17 protein-coding genes are annotated in these 23310 nt (G+C 44.6%); 6 read left to right on the top strand and 11 right to left on the bottom strand.

Annotation, left to right across the window (positions count from 1 at the left end; translation table 11 throughout):
* Nucleotides 1-38: 38 nt before the first annotated feature.
* Complete coding sequence (locus tag AACT52_RS20985; RefSeq protein WP_073633206.1) at nucleotides 39-1187, bottom strand: hypothetical protein; 1149 nt, start codon at nucleotides 1185-1187, stop codon at nucleotides 39-41.
* 477 nt (nucleotides 1188-1664) lie between these two features.
* On the opposite strand from AACT52_RS20985, the gene AACT52_RS20980 reads away from it, so the two are divergent.
* Together AACT52_RS20980 and psbM are read left to right on the top strand one after the other, a co-directional pair.
* A complete protein-coding gene (locus tag AACT52_RS20980) occupies nucleotides 1665-1961 on the top strand; it encodes a 2Fe-2S iron-sulfur cluster-binding protein (protein ID WP_073633205.1) in 297 nt (98 codons plus the stop codon).
* A gap of 142 nt (nucleotides 1962-2103) precedes the next feature.
* Entirely contained in the window at nucleotides 2104-2217 is a 114-nt protein-coding gene (gene psbM / locus AACT52_RS20975; RefSeq protein ID WP_041033332.1) for a photosystem II reaction center protein PsbM, read from the top strand.
* A 75-nt stretch (nucleotides 2218-2292) separates the two neighbouring features.
* Here psbM and AACT52_RS20970 read toward each other — a convergent pair whose 3' ends face one another.
* The 5 genes from AACT52_RS20970 to AACT52_RS20950 all read right to left on the bottom strand — a co-directional run bounded on the left by AACT52_RS20970 (nucleotide 2293) and on the right by AACT52_RS20950 (nucleotide 10010).
* Nucleotides 2293-3144: a universal stress protein gene (locus tag AACT52_RS20970; protein WP_073633204.1), complete on the bottom strand. Its 852-nt coding sequence runs from the start codon at nucleotides 3142-3144 to the stop codon at nucleotides 2293-2295.
* A 344-nt stretch (nucleotides 3145-3488) separates the two neighbouring features.
* A complete protein-coding gene (locus AACT52_RS20965) occupies nucleotides 3489-3947 on the bottom strand; it encodes a DUF928 domain-containing protein (RefSeq protein WP_073633203.1) in 459 nt (152 codons plus the stop codon).
* 538 nt (nucleotides 3948-4485) lie between these two features.
* Nucleotides 4486-6591 (bottom strand): M3 family metallopeptidase, encoded by a 2106-nt coding sequence (locus AACT52_RS20960; protein WP_073633202.1) that lies wholly within the window; start codon nucleotides 6589-6591, stop codon nucleotides 4486-4488.
* A gap of 162 nt (nucleotides 6592-6753) precedes the next feature.
* Nucleotides 6754-7557 carry a DUF928 domain-containing protein gene (locus tag AACT52_RS20955; RefSeq protein ID WP_073633201.1) on the bottom strand — a complete coding sequence of 268 codons (804 nt, stop codon included), beginning with the start codon at nucleotides 7555-7557 and terminating at the stop codon, nucleotides 6754-6756.
* Nucleotides 7558-7622: 65 nt separating this feature from the next.
* Nucleotides 7623-10010 carry a CHASE2 domain-containing protein gene (locus AACT52_RS20950; protein ID WP_073633200.1) on the bottom strand — a complete coding sequence of 796 codons (2388 nt, stop codon included), beginning with the start codon at nucleotides 10008-10010 and terminating at the stop codon, nucleotides 7623-7625.
* Between the two features lie 335 nt (nucleotides 10011-10345).
* Between AACT52_RS20950 and AACT52_RS20945 the strand changes: the two genes are divergently transcribed.
* The 3 genes from AACT52_RS20945 to AACT52_RS20935 all read left to right on the top strand — a co-directional run bounded on the left by AACT52_RS20945 (nucleotide 10346) and on the right by AACT52_RS20935 (nucleotide 13052).
* On the top strand, nucleotides 10346-10519 hold the full coding sequence (locus AACT52_RS20945) for a hypothetical protein (protein WP_158054718.1): 174 nt from the start codon (nucleotides 10346-10348) through the stop codon (nucleotides 10517-10519).
* Nucleotides 10520-10677: 158 nt separating this feature from the next.
* Nucleotides 10678-11892, top strand: a complete 1215-nt coding sequence (locus tag AACT52_RS20940; RefSeq protein ID WP_073633199.1) for a sigma-70 family RNA polymerase sigma factor — start codon at nucleotides 10678-10680, stop codon at nucleotides 11890-11892.
* Complete coding sequence (locus tag AACT52_RS20935; protein WP_073633198.1) at nucleotides 11889-13052, top strand: DUF1822 family protein; 1164 nt, start codon at nucleotides 11889-11891, stop codon at nucleotides 13050-13052. Before AACT52_RS20940 ends, AACT52_RS20935 begins: the two co-directional genes overlap by 4 nt.
* Here the strand turns inward: AACT52_RS20935 and AACT52_RS20930 are convergent.
* A complete protein-coding gene (locus tag AACT52_RS20930; RefSeq protein ID WP_073633197.1) occupies nucleotides 13049-15652 on the bottom strand; it encodes a beta strand repeat-containing protein in 2604 nt (867 codons plus the stop codon). The two genes, AACT52_RS20935 and AACT52_RS20930, sit on opposite strands and share 4 nt — an antisense overlap.
* A 723-nt stretch (nucleotides 15653-16375) precedes the next feature.
* Here AACT52_RS20930 and AACT52_RS20925 point away from each other — a divergent pair.
* Nucleotides 16376-16621, top strand: coding sequence for a PEP-CTERM sorting domain-containing protein (locus tag AACT52_RS20925; RefSeq protein WP_073633196.1), 246 nt, complete (start codon nucleotides 16376-16378; stop codon nucleotides 16619-16621).
* Between the two features lie 175 nt (nucleotides 16622-16796).
* Here the strand turns inward: AACT52_RS20925 and AACT52_RS20920 are convergent, their stop codons facing one another.
* The 4 genes from AACT52_RS20920 to AACT52_RS20905 form a co-directional block, all read right to left on the bottom strand.
* Nucleotides 16797-18302, bottom strand: coding sequence for an HlyD family efflux transporter periplasmic adaptor subunit (locus tag AACT52_RS20920; protein ID WP_073633195.1), 1506 nt, complete (start codon nucleotides 18300-18302; stop codon nucleotides 16797-16799).
* A 60-nt stretch (nucleotides 18303-18362) separates the two neighbouring features.
* On the bottom strand, nucleotides 18363-21317 hold the full coding sequence (locus AACT52_RS20915) for a peptidase domain-containing ABC transporter (protein WP_073633194.1): 2955 nt from the start codon (nucleotides 21315-21317) through the stop codon (nucleotides 18363-18365).
* 81 nt (nucleotides 21318-21398) lie between these two features.
* Complete coding sequence (locus tag AACT52_RS20910; protein ID WP_073633193.1) at nucleotides 21399-22178, bottom strand: peptidylprolyl isomerase; 780 nt, start codon at nucleotides 22176-22178, stop codon at nucleotides 21399-21401.
* A gap of 204 nt (nucleotides 22179-22382) precedes the next feature.
* The gene (locus AACT52_RS20905) at nucleotides 22383-23120 is read right to left on the bottom strand and encodes a hypothetical protein (RefSeq protein WP_073633192.1); all 738 of its coding nucleotides are present in this window, start codon (nucleotides 23118-23120) and stop codon (nucleotides 22383-22385) included.
* Nucleotides 23121-23310 lie beyond the last annotated feature (190 nt).

Below are 23310 nucleotides of genomic sequence, written 5' to 3'. Positions count from 1 at the left end.
TGGATGAAATTTCCTAATTTTTCTATAAAAGCGAGAAGTTAGAACTGGAAAACATAGCCTGCACTCAAGCTTAAGCCAGTACCTTTATCAAGATTGTCAGTTACGTCTGTGAAAATAGCATTGAAGACTACGGGGGTTTCTCGCAAAGGAGTAAAGGAAGCACCTACGTTAAGACTATTTCCAGTCCAGCTACTGACTACAGAGACTTGAGGAGCAACTCGTAAACCTACACTACCGAAAAAATTCACAGAATTTTCACCTGCTTCGATAGCCCCTTTAGAACGAAAACTCCCACTGCCAAGACCCAAAGATACAGTCAAAGGCAATGGATTATTGGGGTTATTTGGCTGTAAATAAAATGACTTAGTCACGACACCATAAAAGGTATCTTTTGCATTGTTGACTTCTCCCCATTTTACGGGATTTGACCAGCCAACAGCTACTGCCGTGCCATCCGTAAAGTATTTGTGGAGTTTAATACCTATACCTCCACTTTCACCAAAGTCAAAATTTTGACCGCCTAAGCTAGTAACGTTGATGTTGACTTCAGCACCTATGGATCTAAGCGCGTCTCCCAAACCAAAACCAACAGATGCAGAACCATCGATATTATCCCCATCAAAAGGTAAATATCCTCCAACACCCACATAGGCTTGACCCCAACTTGCACCATAAGCTGTGGGAGTCCCAGCACTGGAAGCCGGCGCTGCTCGACCGATAGGTCTGCCTTCTATAAGAATTGGGTCAATCAGAAGCTGTTGGCGTAACTTATTAATCTCTCCTAAAGTATCGCCAACAACACCGGAAGAATCTGTTTGAGCAATTCGCTTGGTTGGGGTAAATTGCTTAGCAGATGAGATTTTAGGTTTGATAAATTCTTTATCTTCCTTTGATATCATGTTGGGATATGAGACAACTCCAACAGGGATTTCACTTAGATCTGCTTTAGTAGTCAACTTTTGCAGTGGAGAAATGTCTAGAATATCATCTGTAGCAGATGTAGAATTCATTTTTTGACGAGGAGAAACGTCTAGAACACCATCTGCAGCAAATGCTGCATTTATAAAGATTACTGTTGTAGTCTGCATAATGGCGGTTGCCAAGGTTATTCCTAAACCCAAATAGATACACCGCGCATATTTAACTTTGAGACTAGCAGTAGCATTAAGTGTTTTTTCTCTAGTCATTAGAAATATAAGATACTTAGGATTGACCAATCAAACTAAAAACTTGCGAAAAAGCTGTTAGACATTTCATTCTCCTAATCATCCCTAATGACGAACACAGGTGAATTTAAGGGTTTTGCCTAAAGCTGAAAAGATGCAAGTTCAATGCGAGACCGTTAAATCCAGTAAATTGATGAAGTCATTGTTTGTCCTTTGTAAACGTATTTTTTTTCTTTGGCTCCAGTGAGAATACTTAATAGCTACAAAAGTTTATTGTTTTTTCAGTGAAAACACTTAATATAGCAATCCTGAACAACAAGATTCCCGACTTCTTAAAGAAGTCGGGAATCTGAGTTGCTTCCCGTGCGAATACTCTTTGCTAAAAATTTATAACTCTTAATAATACGCAAGAAAATAATATAATAAGTAATATATTTTCTTAAGGCAGGTCAAAACTTAGCCTTTACAGTCAGGCTTACAGTGAACGAGGTATCAGATATGGGTAACATCACATTCGTGAAAGAAAATCAAGAAGTCGTGGCGGCAAATGGTGCGAATCTCCGGGAGAAAGCCCTGCAAAACAACATCGATATATATAAATTCTTTGGCAAGATGATGAATTGTGGAGGCTACGGTCAGTGTGGCTGCTGCGTTGTCGAAGTCGTCGAAGGAATGGAAAATCTCTCGCCCCGCACAGATGTAGAAAATCGATTATTGAAGAAAAAGCCAGAAAATTGCCGTCTTGCTTGTCAAACCTTAGTTAATGGTCCAGTAAGCGTGGTAACAAAGCCTTAACGGTAAATAATCAAGAGTTAAAAGTCAAGGGTCAAAAAAGATATTTAACTTAGACTTTGAACCCGTAATAAATAACTCGTTGAAGCCGTGATAGTGGTATCCTAAAGTTGTTGACTGGATATTATAGAGAGGCTTTATTTCCATGCAAGTTAATGAACTGGGGTTCGTGGCGAGCATTTTGTTCGTTTTGGTTCCCGCTGTTTTTTTAATCATTCTTTACATTCAAACTGCTAGCCGCGAAGGGAAAAAAGATTAGTTAAGACCTGTTTTGTCCATTAAATAAAAACCCCTACACAACAAATGTAGGGGTTTTGTTTATCAACCGCAGTACCTAACTTACCGTCCTTGCCAACAATACTGGACAGGTGGCATTAACTCGAACATAGTCAGATAAAGAAGCTCCCAAAAGTCGGTCTATATCTACCAAATTCTTGGCAATTGAAGGACGCCGATCCGGAGAACCGAGTAATAATAAGTCTACGTTCCACTCATCTGCCAAGCGACAAATTTCTTCACCTGCTTTACCACTGCTGGTGACACAACGGGCTTGTACACCATATTTTTTAGCTTCTAAAAAAGCTGCAGCTAAAACAGGGCTTTGTTCTGGACTAATTTGTGTTGTGTCAGATTCTTTGCCGCGTAAATCTGTATTAATATTAGCCAGAATTAACTCCCCTCCCTTAATATCTCGCAGGAGGAATAAAGCCAAATTCAAGCAATTTTTGGCAGCATCAGAGTTATCCATCGCTACCATAATGCGGTTAAGTTTTTTGACATAAATGTCATCTTTGACCAGCAACATGGGGCGAGAAGATAATTGGAAAACGTACTGACTGACTGAATTCGATAAAATCGATTGCAACCGCTTGAGTCCACGTGAACCCATAATAATCAAGTCAGCATCGATTTCGTCAGCTACCTCGCAAACAACACGTTTAGGATCACCTTGCCTTAAAATCGAAGAAACTTTGCTGGGATCTAAGTTCAAATACTGGATCGCATTCGCGAGAATTTTGCCGCCTTCTTCCCATTTAGTTGTCATGGCTTCAGCAGAAACTTGGTCGGGAACAACGTGCAAAACTGTAACTTTTGACCGTTGGATTGATGGCACATCTATCAAAGTCTTGAGCATTTCTTCTGCATGCCCCAATCCAGAGACAGCTAGCAAAATTTTTTCTATCATCTTACGTCTTGTTGTTCAGGTTGCTTTGGGAACTAGCCTTTGGTCATGAGTCATGAGTCATTAATATACTGATGAAAAAAATGACAAATGACAACCGACATTTAAGTTTATTTGCACCTAGTTACCTAAATTTTCAACTAGGCTTCCTTGATTTCAGCTTACCCTCAATTTTGACTGATGAACTTAACGAATGATTATTAAATTTATTAGTTTTAATCTATGTTTACTATTTTTAATTAATGATTAGGTTAAGTATTGCAAAGAAGTGATAAGATATTTTTTTTATAAAAATTTAAAATTTGCTGTTCGCTATTTTTGTGTGATTTCGAGGTGGAGGCTGGGGCTTAAGGTGAAGAACACTTTTGCAAAAGGGGCTGTTGGGCGATCGCCCTTTGGGCAGTGCTTTCCCTTGCGATCGCCTCTGCTTTCAATAAAGCTGTCGCTTTTATTACACTAACCCAGGTAGCCAACAGAGCGCTATCAGAGGGGTTGCAAGCACGTAAATCAGCCAGAGTTGAAACCAGGTCAAACCACAGACCTTGTTTAGCATAGACTGAAATTCGCTCCTTAGGACTGAACCGCTTAAGAGTGGACTCAACATTGTTACTGACAGCAACCCGCTGTACCCAACCGTATACAGTGATGACAGAATTGGGCGAAGTATCCTGACCGCAGATTAAGGACACAGAGAATTGATATAATTGGTTAATTTCCAAAGGTGCAAGATTTCTTTGACTGGGTAAGGTGAGACTAGTTACACCAGATTCGCGACTGGGTTGAAAAGCCGTGTTTTGACGCTCCACGGCTCCACTTACGTTAAAGCCGTGGGATTCTTGGCTCTACGAGTCCACTTACCACAATCAGTTACCTGACTGCGCCAGAGGTGGTTCCCGACAACAAGCTTTTTGCTCCATTACAGAAGCCCGTTCCGATGCGCCCCACCGTACGGTTTCAACCATATATTTTGGTTTTCTGGTACTTGGTGCATGAAGATTTTACCTAGCAGTGCTTTTCCTACTAGAACCCCATATCTTCAGTTTTCAAGGTGCGATGCCTTTTCGGCTCTGGGTTTTTTAAGTGGTTGAATACCCTACCCACTGAAATAATGAACCCATATGTGAGTAGATTTTGCTCACAAGATGGACGAAGTTCAAAACCCCTTGGATGCTTGCTGCGGTTATCAGTTTGTGTTATTTGCTTTGTGATACGTGGGTTAGAAGTTTGTGCGTAAGTCGCTAAGGGTACGGGGAGTAGGGAAAGAAAGTAAAAAGTAAAAAGAAGTCTTTTTTAACTTTTGGCTTTTTACTTTTAACTTTTGCTTCATCTCCCTCATCTCCTCACTTAGGCTGCAACAGCTAAACCATTATGCCTGAGCAAAGGTTCAGTACTGGGTTCGCGACCCCGGAACGACTTAAACACTTCCATTGGATGCTTGCTACCACCAAGAGCTAGCACCGTATCGCGATAACGCTTTCCTGTAGCTTTTATAGCTTGCTCGTTGTCTAAGCCAGCTTCTTCAAAAGCTGCAAACGCATCTGCACTTAAGACTTCAGCCCATTTGTAGCTGTAGTAACCTGCCGAATATCCGCCAGAAAATATGTGCCCAAATGCACACAAAAACGAATCTTCTGGAAGTGGTGGTAAAACAGTTGTGGTCTTGGCAATGCGCGATCGCACATCTTTTGGAGTTTCCCCACTACCAGGACGATAGCGGTGGTGAAGTTCTATGTCAACAATGCTAAAGTGAATTTGCCGCAGCATGCCACTACCACTCATGTAATTCTTTGCTGCCAGTAGTTTTTGGTAATAATGCTCTGGCAAAGGTTCGCCAGTTTCGTAATGCTTCGCCATACCAAACAAAGTAGGTTTGTCGTAGCACCAGTTTTCCATAAACTGGCTGGGCAATTCCACAGCATCCCACTCAACATTGTTGATGCCTGCTGCACTGCTGTAGTCTACCTTGGTCAGCATATGATGCAAGCCATGACCAAACTCGTGGAACAAAGTTTCAACTTCATTGAAAGTCATGAGGCTAGGCTTACCATCTACAGGGGGAGTTTGGTTGCACACCAAATACGCCACAGGTAAGCGGGTAGTGGTTACCCCATTTTCCGTGACTTTGCCACGGTTGATACAGATGTCCATCCAAGCACCGCCGCGCTTTTCGGCTGGACGGCTGTAGGGATCTAGGTAGAAGTAGGCAATTGGGTTATTCGTTTCGTCCGCAATTTGGAAGTAACGCACATCCTCATGCCAAACTGGGGCTTGACCATCCGCAGGAGTGATATTTACGCCAAACAGCCGCTGCACTAGTCCAAACAAACCATCCAGCACTTGAGGAAGTGGGAAATAAGGGCGTAATTCTTCAGCAGTGAAGGCAAATTTTTCTTCTCGTTGACGTTCTGCCCAAAAAGTGATATCCCAGTGCTGCAAATTCTTTGCTTCTGGGGAACCTTTGGATGCAGCAAAAGCTTTGAGTTCTTCCAATTCCTTGACAGCAGCATCATAACTGCTAGAGCGCAGTTCTTCCAACAAGGACTCTACTGCCTCGACACTCTTAGCCATTTTACTAGCTAAGCTCAATTCAGCATATGTTTTAAAGCCGAGTAATTGAGCCAGTTCTTGACGCAACTCTAAAATGCGTTCAATTAACGGGTTGTTATCCAACTCGCCCGATGAAGCACGGGTGAGAAAGGCTTTGTATAATTTTTCTCGCAAGTCACGTCGGGTGCTATGCTGCATGAAAGGAGCGTAACTGGGGAAGTCCAAAGTGATGCGCCAAGGACCATTTTCTGGAGTGGCGTTTTCTTCTCCCGCAGCCCGTGCCGCTTGTGCTGCTAAACTGAGCAAGCTGGGGGGTAAGCCGTCGATTTCTTCTTTGGCTGTCAGTGTCATGCTAAAGGCTTTAGTCGCATCTAGCACGTGGTTAGAAAACTTGGTAGAAAGTTCTGCCAACTCCATCTGAATGGCGTTAAAGCGTTCCCGTGCTTCACCTTGCAAGCCAACACCAGAAAGTTCTGCATCTCGGATAGCAGATTCTACGATGCGTTGTTGAGCCGAGTCTAATGTTGCCCAAGTATCACTTGCACGGACTGCCTTAAAAGCATTGTAAATTGGTTGGCTTTGGCTGAGCTTATTAGAGAATTGTACCACCAGCGGCTGTACGTTTTCGTATGCTTCGCGAAGTTCCGGGCTATTTTTCACACCCATCAGATGGCTGACTACGCCCCAACTCCAATTTAAGCGTTGGGTCAGCTTTTCTAGAGGTTCTACTAAACCGCTCCAAGTAGGCTCTACATGAGCTTCTATAGTAGCAAGTTCCTTGTCTAGTTCTGCCAGGAGTTGGTTGAATGCTGGCACGACATCCTCTGCTTTAATCTCCCCAAAGGGAGGCAAACCAGAGCCTTTTAGTAAGGGATTCTCTGAGATAATGGCATTTGTACTCATAGTTTTGTGTGAGTAGCGCGTTAATAAGCTGTAAAAAGCGATTTTTCTTTATATATCATCTAATGTAGCGACATCTTTCTCTATTGCGGGTTTTTCGCAACTAAAGGCGTAACAACCGCACTCGCACATATTCAATAATTTGTTACCTCGACAGGGCTGGTTTTATCTTGTTGACTGAATGAGGGGTTGTGTAGCCACTTTTTCTAGCCCAATCACTTTCAGTAGGCTCTTCCAGTCTTCAGCAAGTCGTGGATCTTGAGGGCTTGCAAGGCGGAGTTCTGCTAAGGTTGTCAGGGCATCATACCAAATGCCTTCAAGAGCGTAAATTGCTACTTGTTGCTGTGGCGAGGGTTGTTTGAGCTGATTGCGTAGTGCTGCGTCCAAATTCACCCGTTGCACCCAGCCTTCTACATAATCCAATGTCGGTGGTTGCTTGGGGTCACATACGACACTGACTTTGAAGAACCAGTGATACTGCTTGTTAGTCTCTAGAGGAGTCGTGGTGTTTTGTAGTTGCACGCGAACAATTCCGGGTGCTTGCGGTACTGAGACGGGTGTGCGATAGATTGTTTTGTTTTTATCGGTTTGCAAAACAAACTCGATCGCCTGAAGGTCAGATTGGTGATAGGGAACATAGAACCAAAAGCTGGGCTGTTCTACACTGGTTAAACCCCACACCTTGGTCATTGTACTACCTTCCTCTTGGCTATTGCTCAAGCGCTGTTTATAACTTGGCACCAGAGCGGTTAAAGGTAAATCAAGCGCCGCACATTCTCCCCGTGAAGCTCCTTCCCCTCGGTTCCCTGGTGCGCCGCGATCAGGTGGCGGAGGGGGTGGGTTGAAGCGAATTGGCGCGGAGCGAGTTATTGTTGGTTTTGCCTGTAGTGCTATCGGACTGCTGAGGCAGCTCATGAAAACTAGGGTGAAAGCAGTTATTGACACTAGTCGCTGAAGAAATGGTTTCATTTGTCACTCCTCGTTTTAAGTGTTAGTAAAACTTGTTTTAAAAAATAAATTTTTGAGGAGCTTGGTCATTCCCTTATTCGGTAGGCAACGATGATGCTACCACTACCGATTAGGGCGATCGCAGAAGGAACAAGTGGAATCCAACCGCCCCACTGAATGAAAATAACAAGGCATACCCCGTAGAGGCAGGCGATCGCAACTCCAGTCGTAATCCCTAAATAAAGTGGTCGTCGGATGTACCAAGTTAGTAAACCACCTGTTAACGACCATCCCCAAACCCAGATTGTTTCCTGCCACACAGACCAAGCCCATAGGAGTGGTCGTCCATCAAGCGCCGCACTCAGCAATTGACTAATCATTTGTGCTTGCAGGATGACACCCGGTATTTTCTGCATCCCACCTTCGTTTGTCCAGTAGGGTGTGGATGAGTAGTCTTGGAAGCTTTCAGCTACTGTACCAATGAGAACAATCCGGTCTTTAACTCCACTAGAGTTGACTTTACCTGCGAGTACCTCTGTTAGCGTCACCTGCGGCACAAATTCCTGTAGCGAACGATGGGAGCGGTAATTCAACATAATTTGGTGTCCCGAAGCATCAATACCTTGGTATCCACTTGTATGTGCTTCTAGTGGCTTAAAGGAGGTCTTACCCAGTTTCCAGGCACCATCGGTCGTAAATTCCAGGGAAATATTTCGAGCAGCCAAGTAGCGCAGTGCTAGTTGTACGCTTAAGGCGTATGACGCTTTGCAAGGTGAAGAGGGTGGAGGTGTCAATGCTAGCAGATGCCGACGGACAATGCTATCGGGGTCAACTGCTACATCACTAAAGCCCAAGCGTTCTTGCGGTATTTCAGGTGGGGGTGGGATGCCAGGTCGCCTGGACTGGGTATCGCTAACTTGGCAAACTGCAATTAAGCGGCCCTCCTGGGTCGGATCTGCGCTAGCGCTGTTTTGCATCAGCGCTGCTAGGGCTGGTAAGTCTCGCCTCACGGCATAATCACGGTAGATATCCAATCCGATCGCTTGCGGTTGATATGCCTGCAATTTCTCCAACAATTTCAAGAGCGATTCATCTGAGAGCGAACCTCGGCGTTCCTCTTGAGGCTGTGATTGCACATCTTCTTCAGTAATCGTCACAACTAACAAGCGAGAATCAAGCTTCTCGTCTGGGCGTAGCCGCTGCAGTTGATCAAATGCTTGTAACTCGAATGGCTGAAGCATTCCCCGATATCGTACGCCCATGACTAAACCAGTGATTGCTAGACTCGCGCAGATGAGCCAAAGAAGATGAAGTTTTGAGTTCTTAGCTTCGTTTTTTGGGTATAAACGTAATCTTTCCCCCCCTCCCTGTCTCCCTATCTCCCTGTCTCCCTGTCTCCCTACCAACTCCCGCCAACTTGGTGGGACCTCTGCCAGATTCTGGTAAATCACAGGTAGCCAAGTTGCACAGGGAAATTGCCCCTCCAGCCCTTGCAGCCGTTCCCTTGCCTGGCGAACTGCCAGATAAAGCGATTTACCTCTAGCATACGCTTGTAAGAAATGTTTTAGAAATGTCTGCGCCACACGATCTGGTACTGGTTCACGCATGACAATCAACTGCGGAATCTGCAAAGGAGCAAATTCTCGTGCCAGTCCTAACCCATCACAGGAGTTGAAAATTGCCAACTTTAAGCCGCGCTCTACTGCCTGCTTCAAAGCATACTTTAATTGGCTAATTGTCAAACTCTCAGTTTGGTTAATGTAAATCTGACCTGTTTCCCCTGCACTTTGAGTTGAACTATGTCCTGCAAAAAAAAGAATGTCCCAATTTTGCTGCCAGAGATTATCTGTTAAGTCTTCACGGGCTGGCTCCACCAGAAAGTCAATTTTTGCGTCAGGCAGTTGCTCTAGGAGCGCACGGTCTGCTGATATATCTATACCAGTACTATCCCCTAATAATGCCAAAATTTTGACTGTGGCAGTTGCTCTTGAGGGAAGACGAACCTGTTCATAAGTAGGAGCACTTAAGCCAATTTCTGCATTTGGGTAGCGCTCCACTAGCTCCCAAAGATGCCAAGGGAGCTTCTGAAGTTGATACTCTTGAGTCTGCAAAATTACCCGAATTGCATCAGATGTCAGCAGTTTTTCCAGCCATTTCTCGCGGATGGGTCGAAAGGATTCAGATCCGAGCCAACAGTTAAGGCGATCGCCTAATTGTTTAGCTGCTTGTACACACTCCTCAACTCTGAAAATTTGCGTTGTTGGTTTTGGTAGCCCAATGGGACGAGCGGAAAAATCCAAGCTACGGTAAATTGCTTGCCAACGATTGAAGTCTAGTGGCAATTCTATGTTTGGCGGAAGTTCACCTGTGACTTCACTGTGAGGGCGGCTGTTCTCCTCACCAATCTGGAGTGTTACCTCAAACCCAGATTCAAAGCTCCCTTTTCCAAATCTCAAAACCACCAATTTAGTCACTGTAATTTCTTCGCTTCAATAGAGAAATTATTTTTCCAATGTTTGTAACTAGGCTAAAAGTCAATGGTAGATACTAAGGATAAAATTGTGGAATTTATACTTAAGAGAAAGTAAGTGTATTACCACTTACAGTCTCTATATACGAGTATCTTCATTTTTTATGCAGTTCCAATCACAGGAACTGAAATTGTTAGATTACTTTGCTTTTCAAACGAACAGTACTCCCAATAACCAGGACGATCTGGTGCCTTGGTGGAAAATGGAAATATTGTTCTATTTCTGTAAACCCCTAAATCATACTTTTGATTCAGCAATGCCCCTCATTTGTCTTATGGATGGCATTTCTACTCTTACTTGAACAAGAAAGAATCATTCGTCAGTCGCCAGGACTCAGTATGAATCCAGTGCGACTGGGTGACGAGTATTGGGTACAGTCCCAAAATCGTAGAAAAGGTGGTCAACGATTGGTTGCCCGTCCCAATCCCCAACCAATCGATTCTGACTTCTGACTTCTGACTCCTTCTTCAAAGTACTCCTAAGTGTACTATTCTAGTTTTCGTGGGTTTTTCATAATAAGTATAAAGACAATTTTCCTCGAATAAAGTCAAGTGACAAAGATGTCTATTAGTCTGGAGTCACTCGCTATTTCTGCAAAACAAAAAGTTCTATGCGCTCAAGGCAGGGTATTGTTGAAATCTTTTCCACGTTTGTGCAATTTGATGCAGATGCTTTCAGTCGTTGGGTTACCGATCCCAAGCTGCGGCGCAGTATGCACAATTGTGTAGAGCGGTCTTTGGAGGAGGAGTCCGAAACCTTTTGGGCAATTTACTGGCATCGCATCTGGGAAATTCAGGCAAGTCCACTCGCCGCCGCCCACATTACAGCCTATTTGCAAGAAGTCTGCTACTGGGTTGCAAAAAAAATGAAGATGAATACGCCGGGTCAACATTCTGTGGCAGACTTTTTCCAAACAGCGATCGCTCGTATAGACAAAGTTCTCAGAGGCTTCAACCCCCAGTTGAATTCAAATTTGAAAATTTATGCTGAATATGCCTTTAGCAATCTCATAAAAGATGTATTACGCAAGCGTCAAGAAGTCGATATGTGTACCGAGTGGGGATTGCTGCACAAACTCAGTCAAAAGCGACTGGTGGAGTCTCTGCGACAGGCAGGGTATAACTCAGAAACTATTGCGCGTTATATTCTAGCCTGGAGGTGTTTCCTCCAACTCTATGTGCCCACTGATGCTGCAACTGCTCACAAACTGGTGAAACCGGATAATGCAAGATTGCAGGCGATCGCGCAGCTTTACAACACCGAACGGCTGAGCCAACTGAGTTGTCCCAGTCCTGTTTCTACTCCAGAAAGTTTGGAAAGCTGGCTACTTGCCTGTGCTAAAGCCGTGCGTTCCTTTCAATATCCAACCTCAGTTTCAATTGATACCCCTATACCAGGACAAGAGACGGGCGAATTGCTCGACCGTTTGACGGGAAATTTTCAAGAATCGCTATTAAATGAAATTATCGCCCAAGAAGAAGCAGAAACCATAGCAGCGCGGAGTACTGAAATCAATGTGGTTTTAAGCAATGCACTGGCAAAATTAGATACCAAAGAGCAAGCGCTCCTGGAAGCCTACTATAAGCAAGAATTGACCCAGCAGCAGATTGCTCAACAGCTAGGAGTAAAACAATACACAGTTTCTCGCCAGTTAACTAAACTCAAACGGACTTTACTACTTGCGTTGACGCAGTGGAGTCAGCAAAAACTGCATACTTCCCTAACATCTAACGTAATCGACAGCATGAGCAATTCTTTAGAAGAATGGCTACTTGTTCACTATCGCCATCCCGTTCTGTCGTCTTCCGTGGAGTCCCTCAAATGACTTTTGATTCACCTGCATCTGCCCTCATTCCAGACAAGCTCTCCCTGGAAATTCCACTATCCTCTCAGACACAGCAATTACCATCTTTTTCAACATTGGGCGCGAACTGGCAAGCCCGTCTTAACCAAATGTGCCTCGATGCATTTTTACCTTGGTTGAGAGAAGAACAAGTTCAGAGTGCAAGAGTTTGGACTTCACAGGCAGCATTGCCTAGCTTTTGGGAATTTGTGAATGGGATTGCCATTGCTTGTGAAGGAATCCGCTTAGTATTAATTCCGACAACAGCAATCGACTTGGAAGAATTGCGCGTACCGCAGGAATGGCTGGATATTCCTAGTTGGGTAGCTGATTACTACGTAGCAGTACAGGTAAATCCAAATGGTGGTTGGGTGACAATTTGCGGCTACACCACCCATCGACAATTGAAAACAAAAGGGGTGTATGATGCAAGCGATCGCACCTACTGTTTGGATGAGAATGACCTGATACAAGACATCAATGTTCTGTGGATTGCCCGTGAACTCTGTCCAGAAGAAATTTTACGTGAGTCGCTTGCTCCTTTACCAAAGTTACCTTTAGCACAAGCAGAGAACTTACTGCAACGGCTAGGCAATCCTGCGGTAGTCTTTCCCCGTGTCGCAATCCCATTTGAACTTTGGGGAGCATTACTGGAACATGGCGGCTGGCGACAACGGCTGTACGAGCGACGACAGGGGTTATCAGAACAGTGGTCTATTCAGCAGTGGTTGCAAGCAGGAGTGTCTCATTTAGCACAAGAACTAGGCTGGGGAATGACCTCAATGCAATTAGCTTCTCGTGGTGTGCGAAGTCGGGAGCCACAAGAATCAAGCATCTACTTGTCTCGACGCTTGACCTTGGCTGGCAATCCCTACGAATTACACGTATTTCCCAGAGGTAACTTAGAAGACCGCATCTGGCGTTTTGAGTTACAAAATGCAAATCCAAATGAAATGATTCCAGCTGGGTTTAAACTTAGACTTTTAACCGAGGATTTGCAACCTTTTATTAATAATGAGGATACTGCAAAACAGGCGATCGCGCAGCTTTATGTTGATGTGTTGCTGGAACCTGGGGAAGGTTTGGTTTGGGAAATTGAGCCTACACCGGATGGGTACGATAGAGAAATCCTACGGTTTTAATTGCGAGTAAGACAAGAAGCAGTGGTTGTTTGGAAAGATGACGTGGCGTTAGGGACTTGGGCAACGAGGTAAACATCGCCCTTCTTATCCACAACCCACCCATTCGCTTCCACAATTGGCTCTCGATTATCAGCAGGATGCTCAGATAATGCCATTGGTTTTGCTTCGGCGTCTTTCTGATTCCCCGTCTGCTCATCCAGCGTCACCCATTGAGTGATCACTGCACGAGAACGCAACGGCTCGCTCGGACTCAAAGGCAGTCCTCCACGTCCTGTGGCAACAAATCTACTGGTTTGTCCATCTCTGGGAGTACAACTTTGAGCAATTTGCTGTGAGGCGTCAACCAAATTTACAGGCAGTTCCACTAATCCTCGATTGGGGTCAACATCGGGTGTATTAATAGTCACTACTCCATTTAAAGAAGGGTTAGCTTGTGAAATCGCGGAAATGTCATTTGTGAGCAAGCGAACAGGGTCGAGTTGGTTTGGGTCATTGGTTTGTAGTAGCTTTACTAAGTCTTCCCGACTACGTGGTATCATGCCAAAAATACCAGTGGCATTGATTGTGACTTGCCCCCCGTTGCCACTGAAAGCATTGGCGGTAATGTCGCTGTTTTCATTAGGGACGGCGACGATGAAACCGTTAGGAGTATTGATAGTGATGTTGCCGCCGTCTCCACCCTGCTGGGCAGTGCCTGCGGTGGCAGAAATGCGACTACCACGGCGTAGCAGCAACAAGTCCCGGTTTTGTAAGATGATATCGCCGCCGTTACCCGATCCGGTTTCAGCTGTAATTTTTGCTTGATTATCAAGCTTAATAGAGCGAGCAGTGACTTTGAGATTGCCTGCACTGCCCGTTCCTTGACTGCCTACAGTTACTTGTGCGCCATCCCGGACAACTAACTTTCCAGTGGTAATCGTCACATTTCCGGCATCACCTGCTCTTGTAGTAGAAGCTGATACCTCTGCCCCATCTGCAACAATCAACTGCCCAGTTTTAATCATCAAGTCTCCCGCATTTCCAGGACCTCTGGTTTGAGCGGTTAAGATGCTGCGAGAACCACCTACATCTTTGCCACTCACCTCCACCGATTCAGAGGCGTTAACAGTCAAGCTACCCCCCGAACCCCTGCCCCACGTAGCACTTGATACTCGTGCTCCATCTTGGACAATTAACTGCCGTGTGTTTAGGGTTAAATCGCCACCCATGCCTCTAGCTCCTCCCTGAACATCAGTTAATAAACCGCTGGGAGAACCTCCTGGTCCCGGTGCTATGCCACTCAATTCTACTGACTCAGAGGCGTTCACCATCAACTGCCCCGCCCGTCCCTGACCACGGGTCGCAGTTGCTATCTGTGCCCCACCTCGGACAAATAACCGCCCCGTTGTTAAAGTTAAATTGCCACCAGCGCCCCTGGCTTGTTCCTCAGCTGTGGTATACAAGCCGCTAGGAACCTCATTATCAAATGCTGAGATGCCACTCAGGTCTACCGACTCGGAAGCGTTTACCGTCAACGTTCCCCCCAATCCCTCACCAGATGTACCAGTTACTATCTGTGCTCCATCGCGCACAATCAACTTTCCAGTGCTAATTTTTAAGTCAGCACCAGATCCAGCGCTCCGAGTCCGAGAAATTAAGGCGCTGCTAAATTCACCATTTGCTGTTGTTCCCCTCAGTTCTACAGATTCAGAGGCTTTCACGGTAAAAGCCCCTCCGGCAATTGCCCCACGGTTCACAGCTACAATTTGTGAACCATCGCTGAGCGTAACACGCCTGCCTGAAAGCTGGATATTGCCGCCGCCTACACCATTGGTAGACACAAAAGCTTCCTGGGACAATTGAATGTCCTTGAAGTTTTGTACACCTTCATATCCTAAAATCCAGCCTTGATCGGTCGGGGTTACTTTGATCTGACTGTTTTCAGCGACACTACCTAGCTCAATGCGTCCTCCTGGCGCTGCTAGATTCGTTCCTCCGGATACACCCAGCGCTCCTCCCTCTAACGAAACATTACCACCTACTAAAGCCAAGGTTTTACCTGTCTGCACTGCTAGTCCAGATCCCTGTACAAGAATATTTCCCACATTGGAACCAAATTGCAAACCAATAGGGACACTGACTGTTAATAACGGCGTTGTTTGCGACTCTTTAGCATTAAATTGCGTCCCATCGGTAAACTTCAGACTACTAGCTGTACTGGCAATGATTGAGCCACCGATATTCAGGGAAGCATTAGGACCAAAAATAATACCATTGGGATTGAGTAGAAACAGGTTGGCTGTGCCCTTAGTTCTGATTAAACCATCAATGTTAGAGATGGAGGAACCCGTCACACGGCTAATGATGTTCTGAATATCCGAAGCATTGTTGAAGTATGCTGTGAAACCAGTGGGTACAGAAAACTGCTCAAAGCTGTGAAACAAATTGTTTCCAGATAATGTTCCCCCAGTAATAGTGCTTACGTTACCTTGAATTGTTACGCTGGAATTATTAGGTAAGGTTCCATCTGGGACGATTTGAGCTTGGGTAGAGTTTGTCGTTGCCAGACCGCAAAACGTACTCAAGTTAACAATACATAATAAGTAAATACTCTGTTTCATATAGTGATATAAGATAATTTATGAAACTTTCCTTTGGGTAGCTAATAAATAAAGTGGCGGATGTTGCAGAATCAAAGTGTGAAATAGGGTGGCTCTGATTTTAACCTCTGTAAACTTATCAAAGGTAGGTTAGGGTTTTAAGTCGCCAGATAAAGAATTCACTCCTGTTTGCATCATCCTATGGTTTAGTAAAGCTGATAAATCTTGCTAAGTGCAAAGCACACAGAGCAAAGTTAAGAAAAAAGACAGGTGATTTCACTTTTTAATTGGCAATTTTATAATTAATTTTTTTATGACTATATCTCTCCAAGGGTAGTTACTTGTCTCTGTTGGTAATTATATTGAGAGTTTCCGGTAAATTTACAATTTAGTGTAGAATTTTAAGAATTTAACCTTTATAAAACTACATAAACTTGTATTTTAACCAATTGATAGGTTGTATCAATACAGGATTGAAGTAGATTTACAAGCTAACTTTTTATGAAGTACAGGAAAAAGCCTTGTAAATTTATAATATATATGTAAAAATTTACTTGTCAAATTGATTTGTTCTAGAACTCACAAGTGCTTGGGAAATTAAAAACCAAGTAGTCTCAGCCAAAATTGGCAATTTTCTTTGAAATTCACATTACTGGCGGCAGTTTGGATTAATACAAACAAAAGGTTTCGCGCTCGCACTTCAAAACATCCCTATCGTTAATGCCCACTTTTGTGGAGGAATTTATGAGTGCAAAAAATATTGTCAAGAGTCTAAATAAAAAATCTGAATTACAAAAAGCTTTGGCGATAGTAAGCATTATGATTACAGGCTTACTTCTTATTAGTGCTTCACCTGCTTTAGCACAAGACCAGGGTAAAGAGCCCCAGAACCGACGTATCCCTGAACCCTCTTCAGCAGTGGGTGTGTTAGCTGTGGGTGCTTTGGGTGCAGGTTTGCTGCTAAAAAACAAGCTAAAGCGCAAGCAGTAAAAAACCTAGGATGATAGCCTCAACTAAAGCAAGTAAAAACGTTCATTAAACTAAACCAAAATAGACTCTTTGCGATCTATTAACAAAAGCTGTACTATTTGAATGCAGGGTACTCTATCTTGGTCTTTTTTTTGAGAAGTTGTATTTGCCAAGAACCCTGAAGACGAAATCCACTTCAATAGCGAATATACTTCAAACTTTCAGCTTTTTTCACCAAGAAATTTGTGAAAAGACTCATAACGGTACGCTTACGCAATTTGATATTGGCATTGATTGACATCCCCGATTGCAATGGCAGTTGACGATTATTAATCAGCAATGTCTGTCTATCCAAGCGGACTTTTGCTGGAAAACGGTAGTAAGGATAAACTTCGTCTGGAGGTAATGCATCAGAACCAATCGTCAGGAGTTCGCCTTTGATATCGCCATACTGTTGAAAGGGAAACGAATCAATTCGCACATCGACTTTCTGCCCTTCTTTAACAAAGCCAATGTCCCGGTTGGTGATGTAGACTTTGGCTATGAGGTTATCGTTGGGAACGATTTTTAGAACTGGTTCACTGGAATTAACCACAAACCCTGATGTTTTAGCTTTCAGTTCAAAAACAGTTCCATCAAAGGGAGAAAAAATTTTCTGATATTTCAGGGTTGTTTTCGCCTTACTTAACTCACTATCGATTTGACTTATCTGACTATTTATCTCATAGATACGCTTCTGGTTATCCACAATCACCTTGGTTAACTGGCTGTCGATTTCGGCTATACTTTTGTCGTTAGTCGTAATGCGAGCCAACAACTCTTCAGTAGAAAGTGCAGTGGTATTGCTCAGTTTTTCTTTTGCTTGGGCGATCGCTAATTTTAATCGCATCTCTTCTTTAATAAGTCTGTTAATTTCCCCCTGTTTGCTTTCAACATCCTGCTGCTGTTTGAGAACCTGCACCTTAGAAATAGCTCCCTCTTTCGCTACCGACTCCAAACGACTGAGAATGTCTTGATTAATAGCTACCGTTTGTTTGGCACTAGCTAACTGTACCTGGGTTTGATGCAATTGCTCTTGTGTCTGTCCTATTTCTAGTTCAGCAACCTGTAAGCGTGATCGTAATTCTAACTGGCGACTTTGCAAACGCAACTGTTGCTCTGGGGTAAAGGTTACTCCCGTAGTAGAACCCCTCAACTGTGCGCGGTAAAGCTGGTTTTCCGAGGCGATCGCACCTCGACTTTTGGTCAAAAATGCCAGTTCAGGGGAAATTTTCACTCTTTCCGTCTGTTGAGCAACTAACTCTGGTGAGGTAGCGCCTTTAACTTGGCTGCGGTAAAATCCATTCTCCCCCTCCAAAGCCTGTTTTTCCTGCAACCGAGCAACACGGCTTTTCTTGAGTGATTCTAGTTCCGCCTCAGAAGTGGTTTGTTCAAGGCTAATGAGTGTTTCACCTTTTTTGACTTGCTGACCGTCTTTGACGTGAATGAGCTTCACAACACCGCCGACAGGAGCCTGAATATCGGTGACTGGTGCTTGCGGTTCAAGCTTGCCATTAACAGGAATTGACTCATCAATTTTGAACACCGACGCCCAAATTACGGTAAAGGCGGTCACACCAACAATTCCCCAGACTATAGTCCGCGACCAAGTAGGAGACTGTTGTAAAAGAACGGGTTGGTCAAAGTTGTATTGAATAGTCATAATTTTGGATTGGGAATTAGCTTGTAGTCAGCGCTTAAGCGCTGACTACGAAAGCATTTACTAAATCTGTGTTTCCTGTTGTTGATAAAGACAGTAGTAATAACCCTTCAGCGCCATTAATTCTTGGTGGCTTCCCTGTTCTACCACTGCACCTTGATCCATCATCAGGATAATGTCGGCATGGCGGATAGTACTTAATCTATGAGTAATAAAAAACACTGTTTTTCCTTGGGATGTTGCGGCTAGGTTACGGCAGACTTGCGCCTCTGCATGGTAGTCAAGGGCGCTGGTAGCTTCATCCAGGATGAGCAGTTGAGGATTTTGCAGGACAGTGCGGGCGATCGCAATCCTTTGTTTTTGTCCGCCAGACAGTCCAGAACCCCGCTCACCCACTGGTGTGTTGTAGCCGTTGGGCAAGTTCATAATAAAGTCATGTGCAAATGCTACCTTAGCAGCGTTAATGATTTCCTCATCGCTTGCATCAGGACAGGCTAAAGCTATGTTTTCCCGCACTGTGCCGTCGAACAGCAGGGTATCTTGTAGCACAACTCCAATTTGACGCCGCAGGGAGTAAAGTTCCACTTTGCTGATATCATAACCATCAATCAAAATTTTCCCTGACTTGGGTTCATAAAGTCTGGGTAGCAATTTTAGCAGTGTACTTTTCCCAGAACCGCTCTGACCGACAATACCCACAAAGGAACCAGCAGGGAAATCCAAGTTGATGTTGCATAGTTGCAAGGGACCACTCGCACGGAAGCTAAAGGAGACATTTTCATACCGGACACTACCAGTAATTGCAGGCATGAGGATGTTTTGCTTGTCGCCTATTTCTGTTTCTTGAGGCGTGTCTAAAATATCACTCAGGCGTTGTAGCGACAGGGCGACTTGTTGGAAGTTCTGCCACAGTTGCACTAGACGCAACAGGGGACTGGTGACATAGCCGGAAATGATGCGGAAGGCGATGAGTTGCCCTAAGGTGAATTGCCCATTACTGGTGAGGACGAGATACGCTCCCACCCACAACACCATAAGGCTAGAAAGCTTGTTGAGGAAGCTGCTCACCGAACCGGCGGTTGTTTGGGTAGAGATAGTCTTAAACCCAGCGCTGATGTAGCGGGCATAGCGTTCTTGCCATTGCCAACGCGATCGCAATTCCAAATTTTGCGCCTTGACTGTCTGCATCCCCGCCATCAGTTCCACTAAGTAGGAGTGAGTTTCGGCGTTGCGTTCGGCTTTTTCTTGCAACTGTCGCCGCATGACGGGCGACACGATGAGGTTGAGTAATGCAAATAAGGGTACCGTTGCTAATGCCACCAATGTCAGCAGCCAGCTATAAATCCCCATCACGAAGATGTAGATAACCGAAAACACCGCATCCATCACCACTGTTAAGGCTGTACCTGTGAGGAAAGAGCGGATGTTTTCCAGTTCCCCTACTCGCGTTGCCAATTCCCCCACAGGACGGCGTTCAAAATAAGACAAGGGTAGACGCAGCAAGTGATTAATCACCTCAGAACCCAAGGATAGGTCAATGCGGTTGGTAGTATCCACAAACAATTGGGTACGAACCGCAGTCAGTACGGCTTCTACCACAGCTATAACGATTAAAAAGATGCCCAAAACTTCCAAGGTGTCGGGGCTATTCCCTACTAATACTTTGTCGATAATCACCTGTGTCGCTAGGGGATTTACCAGACCAAAAATCTGGACAACAATGGAAGCAATCAGCACTTCAATGAGTATCTTGCGGTGACGACGCAGTGCAGGGGCAAACCACGAAAGACCAAACCGTGCCTTGGGTGTTTCTTTGGTAGGTTGCAACAGCAGCACTTGCCCAACATTCCCCCAGGTTTCAGCAAAGTCACGAGACTTGCGGCGTACCAGTCCTATTTCGGGAACGGCGATGAGTAATTCTTGCTGGCTGGTTTTGTAGATGATGGCAAAACTGTCTTGCCAGGAAATCATCACCGGTGGTTGTAAGCGACTGATTGCGGATGCAGGCATCTGAACCATCTGCGTTGTCAAACCCATCACCTCTGCCACCGCAGCGCAAAATTGCAACGATAAACTGCGGGTTTGTTCGTACTGCTTGGCGACAACCCGCCGTAGCGTATCTCGCCGGAAAGGCATATTGAAATACTGGCTTAACATTTGGAAACAAGCTAGTGCTGCATCCTGGGGACCTCTACCCCGAATGTATGGATATTTTTCTCGTTTGGACTGCTTGGGTAATTCTCTTGAGGTAGTAATCTCTGAGGCGTAGGGAATGTCTGAGAGCCAAGAATCTGGTGTTATTGGTGTGAGTCTCGGAACAGGTGGTGCTGGAAGTAAGGATTTGGGTATACCCACTAAACGCAGGTTTGCACTCATATGGAAATTGCGCGTTTCTAAATTCTCTAGAGTGCTTCCTACAGGAAATTCAGCCGCATTGCTAGCGCTAACAATCCATAGAAGTTCTGAATCTAAGTGCAGTTGGGATAGTTTTCGTGAGGAGATAGTTTCTACTACAGCTGCTTCCCAAACAGTCTGGGCAAGCTTTGCTATATCGGTATTGCCATCAGCCCGTCGAGTCAGTTCTTCCAAGAGGAGTTCATACACTTCTATGAGGGCAGCACGACTGTGCAACGCTTGTGCAAAAGCCGACTCCCGCTTCATTAAGTCAAGAAAATCTGCAATGGGTAGATTGAGGCAAATCACTTCTTTTGAGGCGATCGCCATCTCACAGGCAACATCCCGCACATGACTCACCCAACCCAAAACCTCCCCTGATTGCAGCAACTTCAGTGTCACAGGATTTTGCCTATCGCCTTCGTATCCCAAAAGGCGGGCTTGTCCCTCCAAGATAATGCTAATTTGATGCGGCATCGCTTCCCGCGTCACTATCACCTGCCCCATGCGATAGCGCAGAAATTGTCCCTTTTTTAGCAAATTTTCTAAAATATTTTGTGGCAGGTGATTAAAGGGAAATATACCTGCAAGAAATTCTGTAATATCAAGGGTGCTGGATATCATATACAATTTTGGATCTTAGTTGCGCGATTTTGGATTATTTATTAGCTAGTAACTAATAACTCCCTTCCTCCCCATGCTCTTCTAGGCAACACTCGCCTCCTGAACCTGTGCTGGTTTGTCTTTTACTCCCATCCAGATTTTTTCTTCCTGTGAGAGTTGACTCAGTTGTTGTTGAAACCAAGCTTCAAAATTCTCCTGAAGCAATCTAGAGCGCATAAAGTCGTCTAACTGTGCTGGAATGAGCTTTTCAACGCGCATAATCAACCACCATTCTCCAAAAGGTACGGGGGGCTGAATTATACCGGCTTGACTTGTGTAGAGCAACTGGGCAAAATTGGGAGCGAGAGTACCGAACTCCACTGGACCAATGATTCCACCCGTTTGGGCTTCCAAACCAGAGGAATATTCACGCGCCAGTTCAGCAAAAGACTGTTCTCCTTCTCGAATGCGAAAGTATAGCTCGTTAGCAGTTCCTCTGTGTTCAGTCCTAATTAAAGAGTAAATGACTTTATCTAGCTGTCTTTTGCGTTTGAGAAAGTAAGATTTTAGTTGATGTCCCCAAATTGCTTGTTTGAACTTTTCTATTCTTAGCTTTCGCGTTGCCAAAAGTTCTAACTGTTCCTGAGTCAAACCGTAAAGCGATCGCCAAGCTTGTCTTTTCTCTTCTGTAGTCAAATCCCAATGCTGGTAAAATGCAACAAGTGCATGAGCAGTTTCTTCTGCTGTGCAAGTGATTGGTGCAACAGCAGAGTCGATAATGCTCTCGCATAACAATTGAGGAATAATATTGTAACTAGCCAGTAAGGGAATAATTTCAGAAGCCGCGAGTACGCGATTACCAATTTGTAAAACTGCGGTCATATCTGAATAAATCTGATGTTGAACTATTTATACAATCGTGTGCAAATAGCAAAAAAATGCATTAGTCTTGGATTGAAGCGGCATACGTCCAAGTATGGCGCAGCCGCTTGTATGATTTGTAGATTCTTGAAAGCATTGCATTGCAATGCTTTCAAGTTCTTTTCACTGAGTTAACATTTTGCCATTACAGGTTTCAACCGATGTTTAACCTACAGCTGCAAGAGCAAGACCACTAGAGAAGTGGTCGAAGCCAAGGGTATAGTTAGTACTGCCACTGAACTGATAGACTTGGAGTAAGTAGTTACCAGCATCGTCCAACGAGATAGATTCCGAATTAGTACTACCTCTGGTAGAGGATAGGAGTGTCTCGCCAGAATCAACAATGCGATTGCCGTTAGTATCTGCGATCAGTCGTATATCAGCATCAGAGCTTAGTCCGCTTAGGTTAATGTTGACACCCTCAAAATACCCGATAGAGAAGGCATAGGTATCAGAGGTGTCGTTGTTACCTACTTCACCAGTGCGGCTGATATCGGCTGACAGATCGCCAAGATTCTCCTCTATAGGCAGAAGGTTACTGGGATCAGCAGTAGACATGGATAAACGGTAAGAGACATTGCTTCCACTAAACAAGTTGACTCGCGCAAAATAAGTACCTAGAGGTTGATCGGCAACATTAATCGAGTCATCGAAGTTGCCTCCCCGAGCGGAAGAACCACCAGGAACCAGCTGATCGACCCCCAAATCCAAGCCACCGTCACCGTTGGTGTCTCGATAAAGAGACAGATCGGCATCACCACCGTTGATGTTCGTCAAAGCTAGGTTAATGTTGCTTGTGCTTGTGAGATCGATCCGATAGATATCAGTAGGATTTGCTGAGTTGACACTATCAGAGCGTGTGATAGGGGTGCTACCTATATTACCGATAGGAAAGTAAGTCATTTTTCGTTCCTTTAAGTGTTGATAAGTAGTTAGAAAATTCAGACTTTGAGCCTGAATCGTGACAACCTAAACTGAAGACGGTTCAACATTACTGTTTTGGCAACTTATGTTGTCCTCAGCATCTAGGTGTCACACCTATCCATACGTGCACTACTGAGGTCTATGCAGGGTTTTCTTTTCTCAAGCGGAA

This window comes from Scytonema sp. HK-05, from assembly GCF_963872035.1.
Taxonomy (GTDB): Bacteria; Cyanobacteriota; Cyanobacteriia; order Cyanobacteriales; family Nostocaceae; genus Kalymmatonema.
Note: the sequence above shows the minus strand (reverse complement) of the source record. Positions and strands in the feature narration are given on the sequence as shown.

Bases quoted from the DNA above. Each gene is read 5' to 3' on its own strand.
- AACT52_RS20945 (WP_158054718.1), top strand. From the start codon at position 10,346: ATGGCATTTCTACTCTTACTTGAACAAGAAAGAATCATTCGTCAGTCG.
- AACT52_RS20955 (WP_073633201.1), bottom strand. From the start codon at position 7,557: ATGAAACCATTTCTTCAGCGACTAGTGTCAATAACTGCTTTCACCCTA.
- AACT52_RS20920 (WP_073633195.1), bottom strand. From the start codon at position 18,302: ATGACTATTCAATACAACTTTGACCAACCCGTTCTTTTACAACAGTCT.
- AACT52_RS20905 (WP_073633192.1), bottom strand. From the start codon at position 23,120: ATGACTTACTTTCCTATCGGTAATATAGGTAGCACCCCTATCACACGC.
- AACT52_RS20960 (WP_073633202.1), bottom strand. From the start codon at position 6,591: ATGAGTACAAATGCCATTATCTCAGAGAATCCCTTACTAAAAGGCTCT.
- AACT52_RS20985 (WP_073633206.1), bottom strand. From the start codon at position 1,187: ATGACTAGAGAAAAAACACTTAATGCTACTGCTAGTCTCAAAGTTAAA.
- AACT52_RS20910 (WP_073633193.1), bottom strand. From the start codon at position 22,178: ATGACCGCAGTTTTACAAATTGGTAATCGCGTACTCGCGGCTTCTGAA.
- AACT52_RS20930 (WP_073633197.1), bottom strand. From the start codon at position 15,652: ATGAAACAGAGTATTTACTTATTATGTATTGTTAACTTGAGTACGTTT.
- AACT52_RS20940 (WP_073633199.1), top strand. From the start codon at position 10,678: ATGCGCTCAAGGCAGGGTATTGTTGAAATCTTTTCCACGTTTGTGCAA.
- AACT52_RS20925 (WP_073633196.1), top strand. From the start codon at position 16,376: ATGAGTGCAAAAAATATTGTCAAGAGTCTAAATAAAAAATCTGAATTA.
- psbM (WP_041033332.1), top strand. From the start codon at position 2,104: ATGCAAGTTAATGAACTGGGGTTCGTGGCGAGCATTTTGTTCGTTTTG.
- AACT52_RS20980 (WP_073633205.1), top strand. From the start codon at position 1,665: ATGGGTAACATCACATTCGTGAAAGAAAATCAAGAAGTCGTGGCGGCA.
- AACT52_RS20935 (WP_073633198.1), top strand. From the start codon at position 11,889: ATGACTTTTGATTCACCTGCATCTGCCCTCATTCCAGACAAGCTCTCC.
- AACT52_RS20970 (WP_073633204.1), bottom strand. From the start codon at position 3,144: ATGATAGAAAAAATTTTGCTAGCTGTCTCTGGATTGGGGCATGCAGAA.
- AACT52_RS20915 (WP_073633194.1), bottom strand. From the start codon at position 21,317: ATGATATCCAGCACCCTTGATATTACAGAATTTCTTGCAGGTATATTT.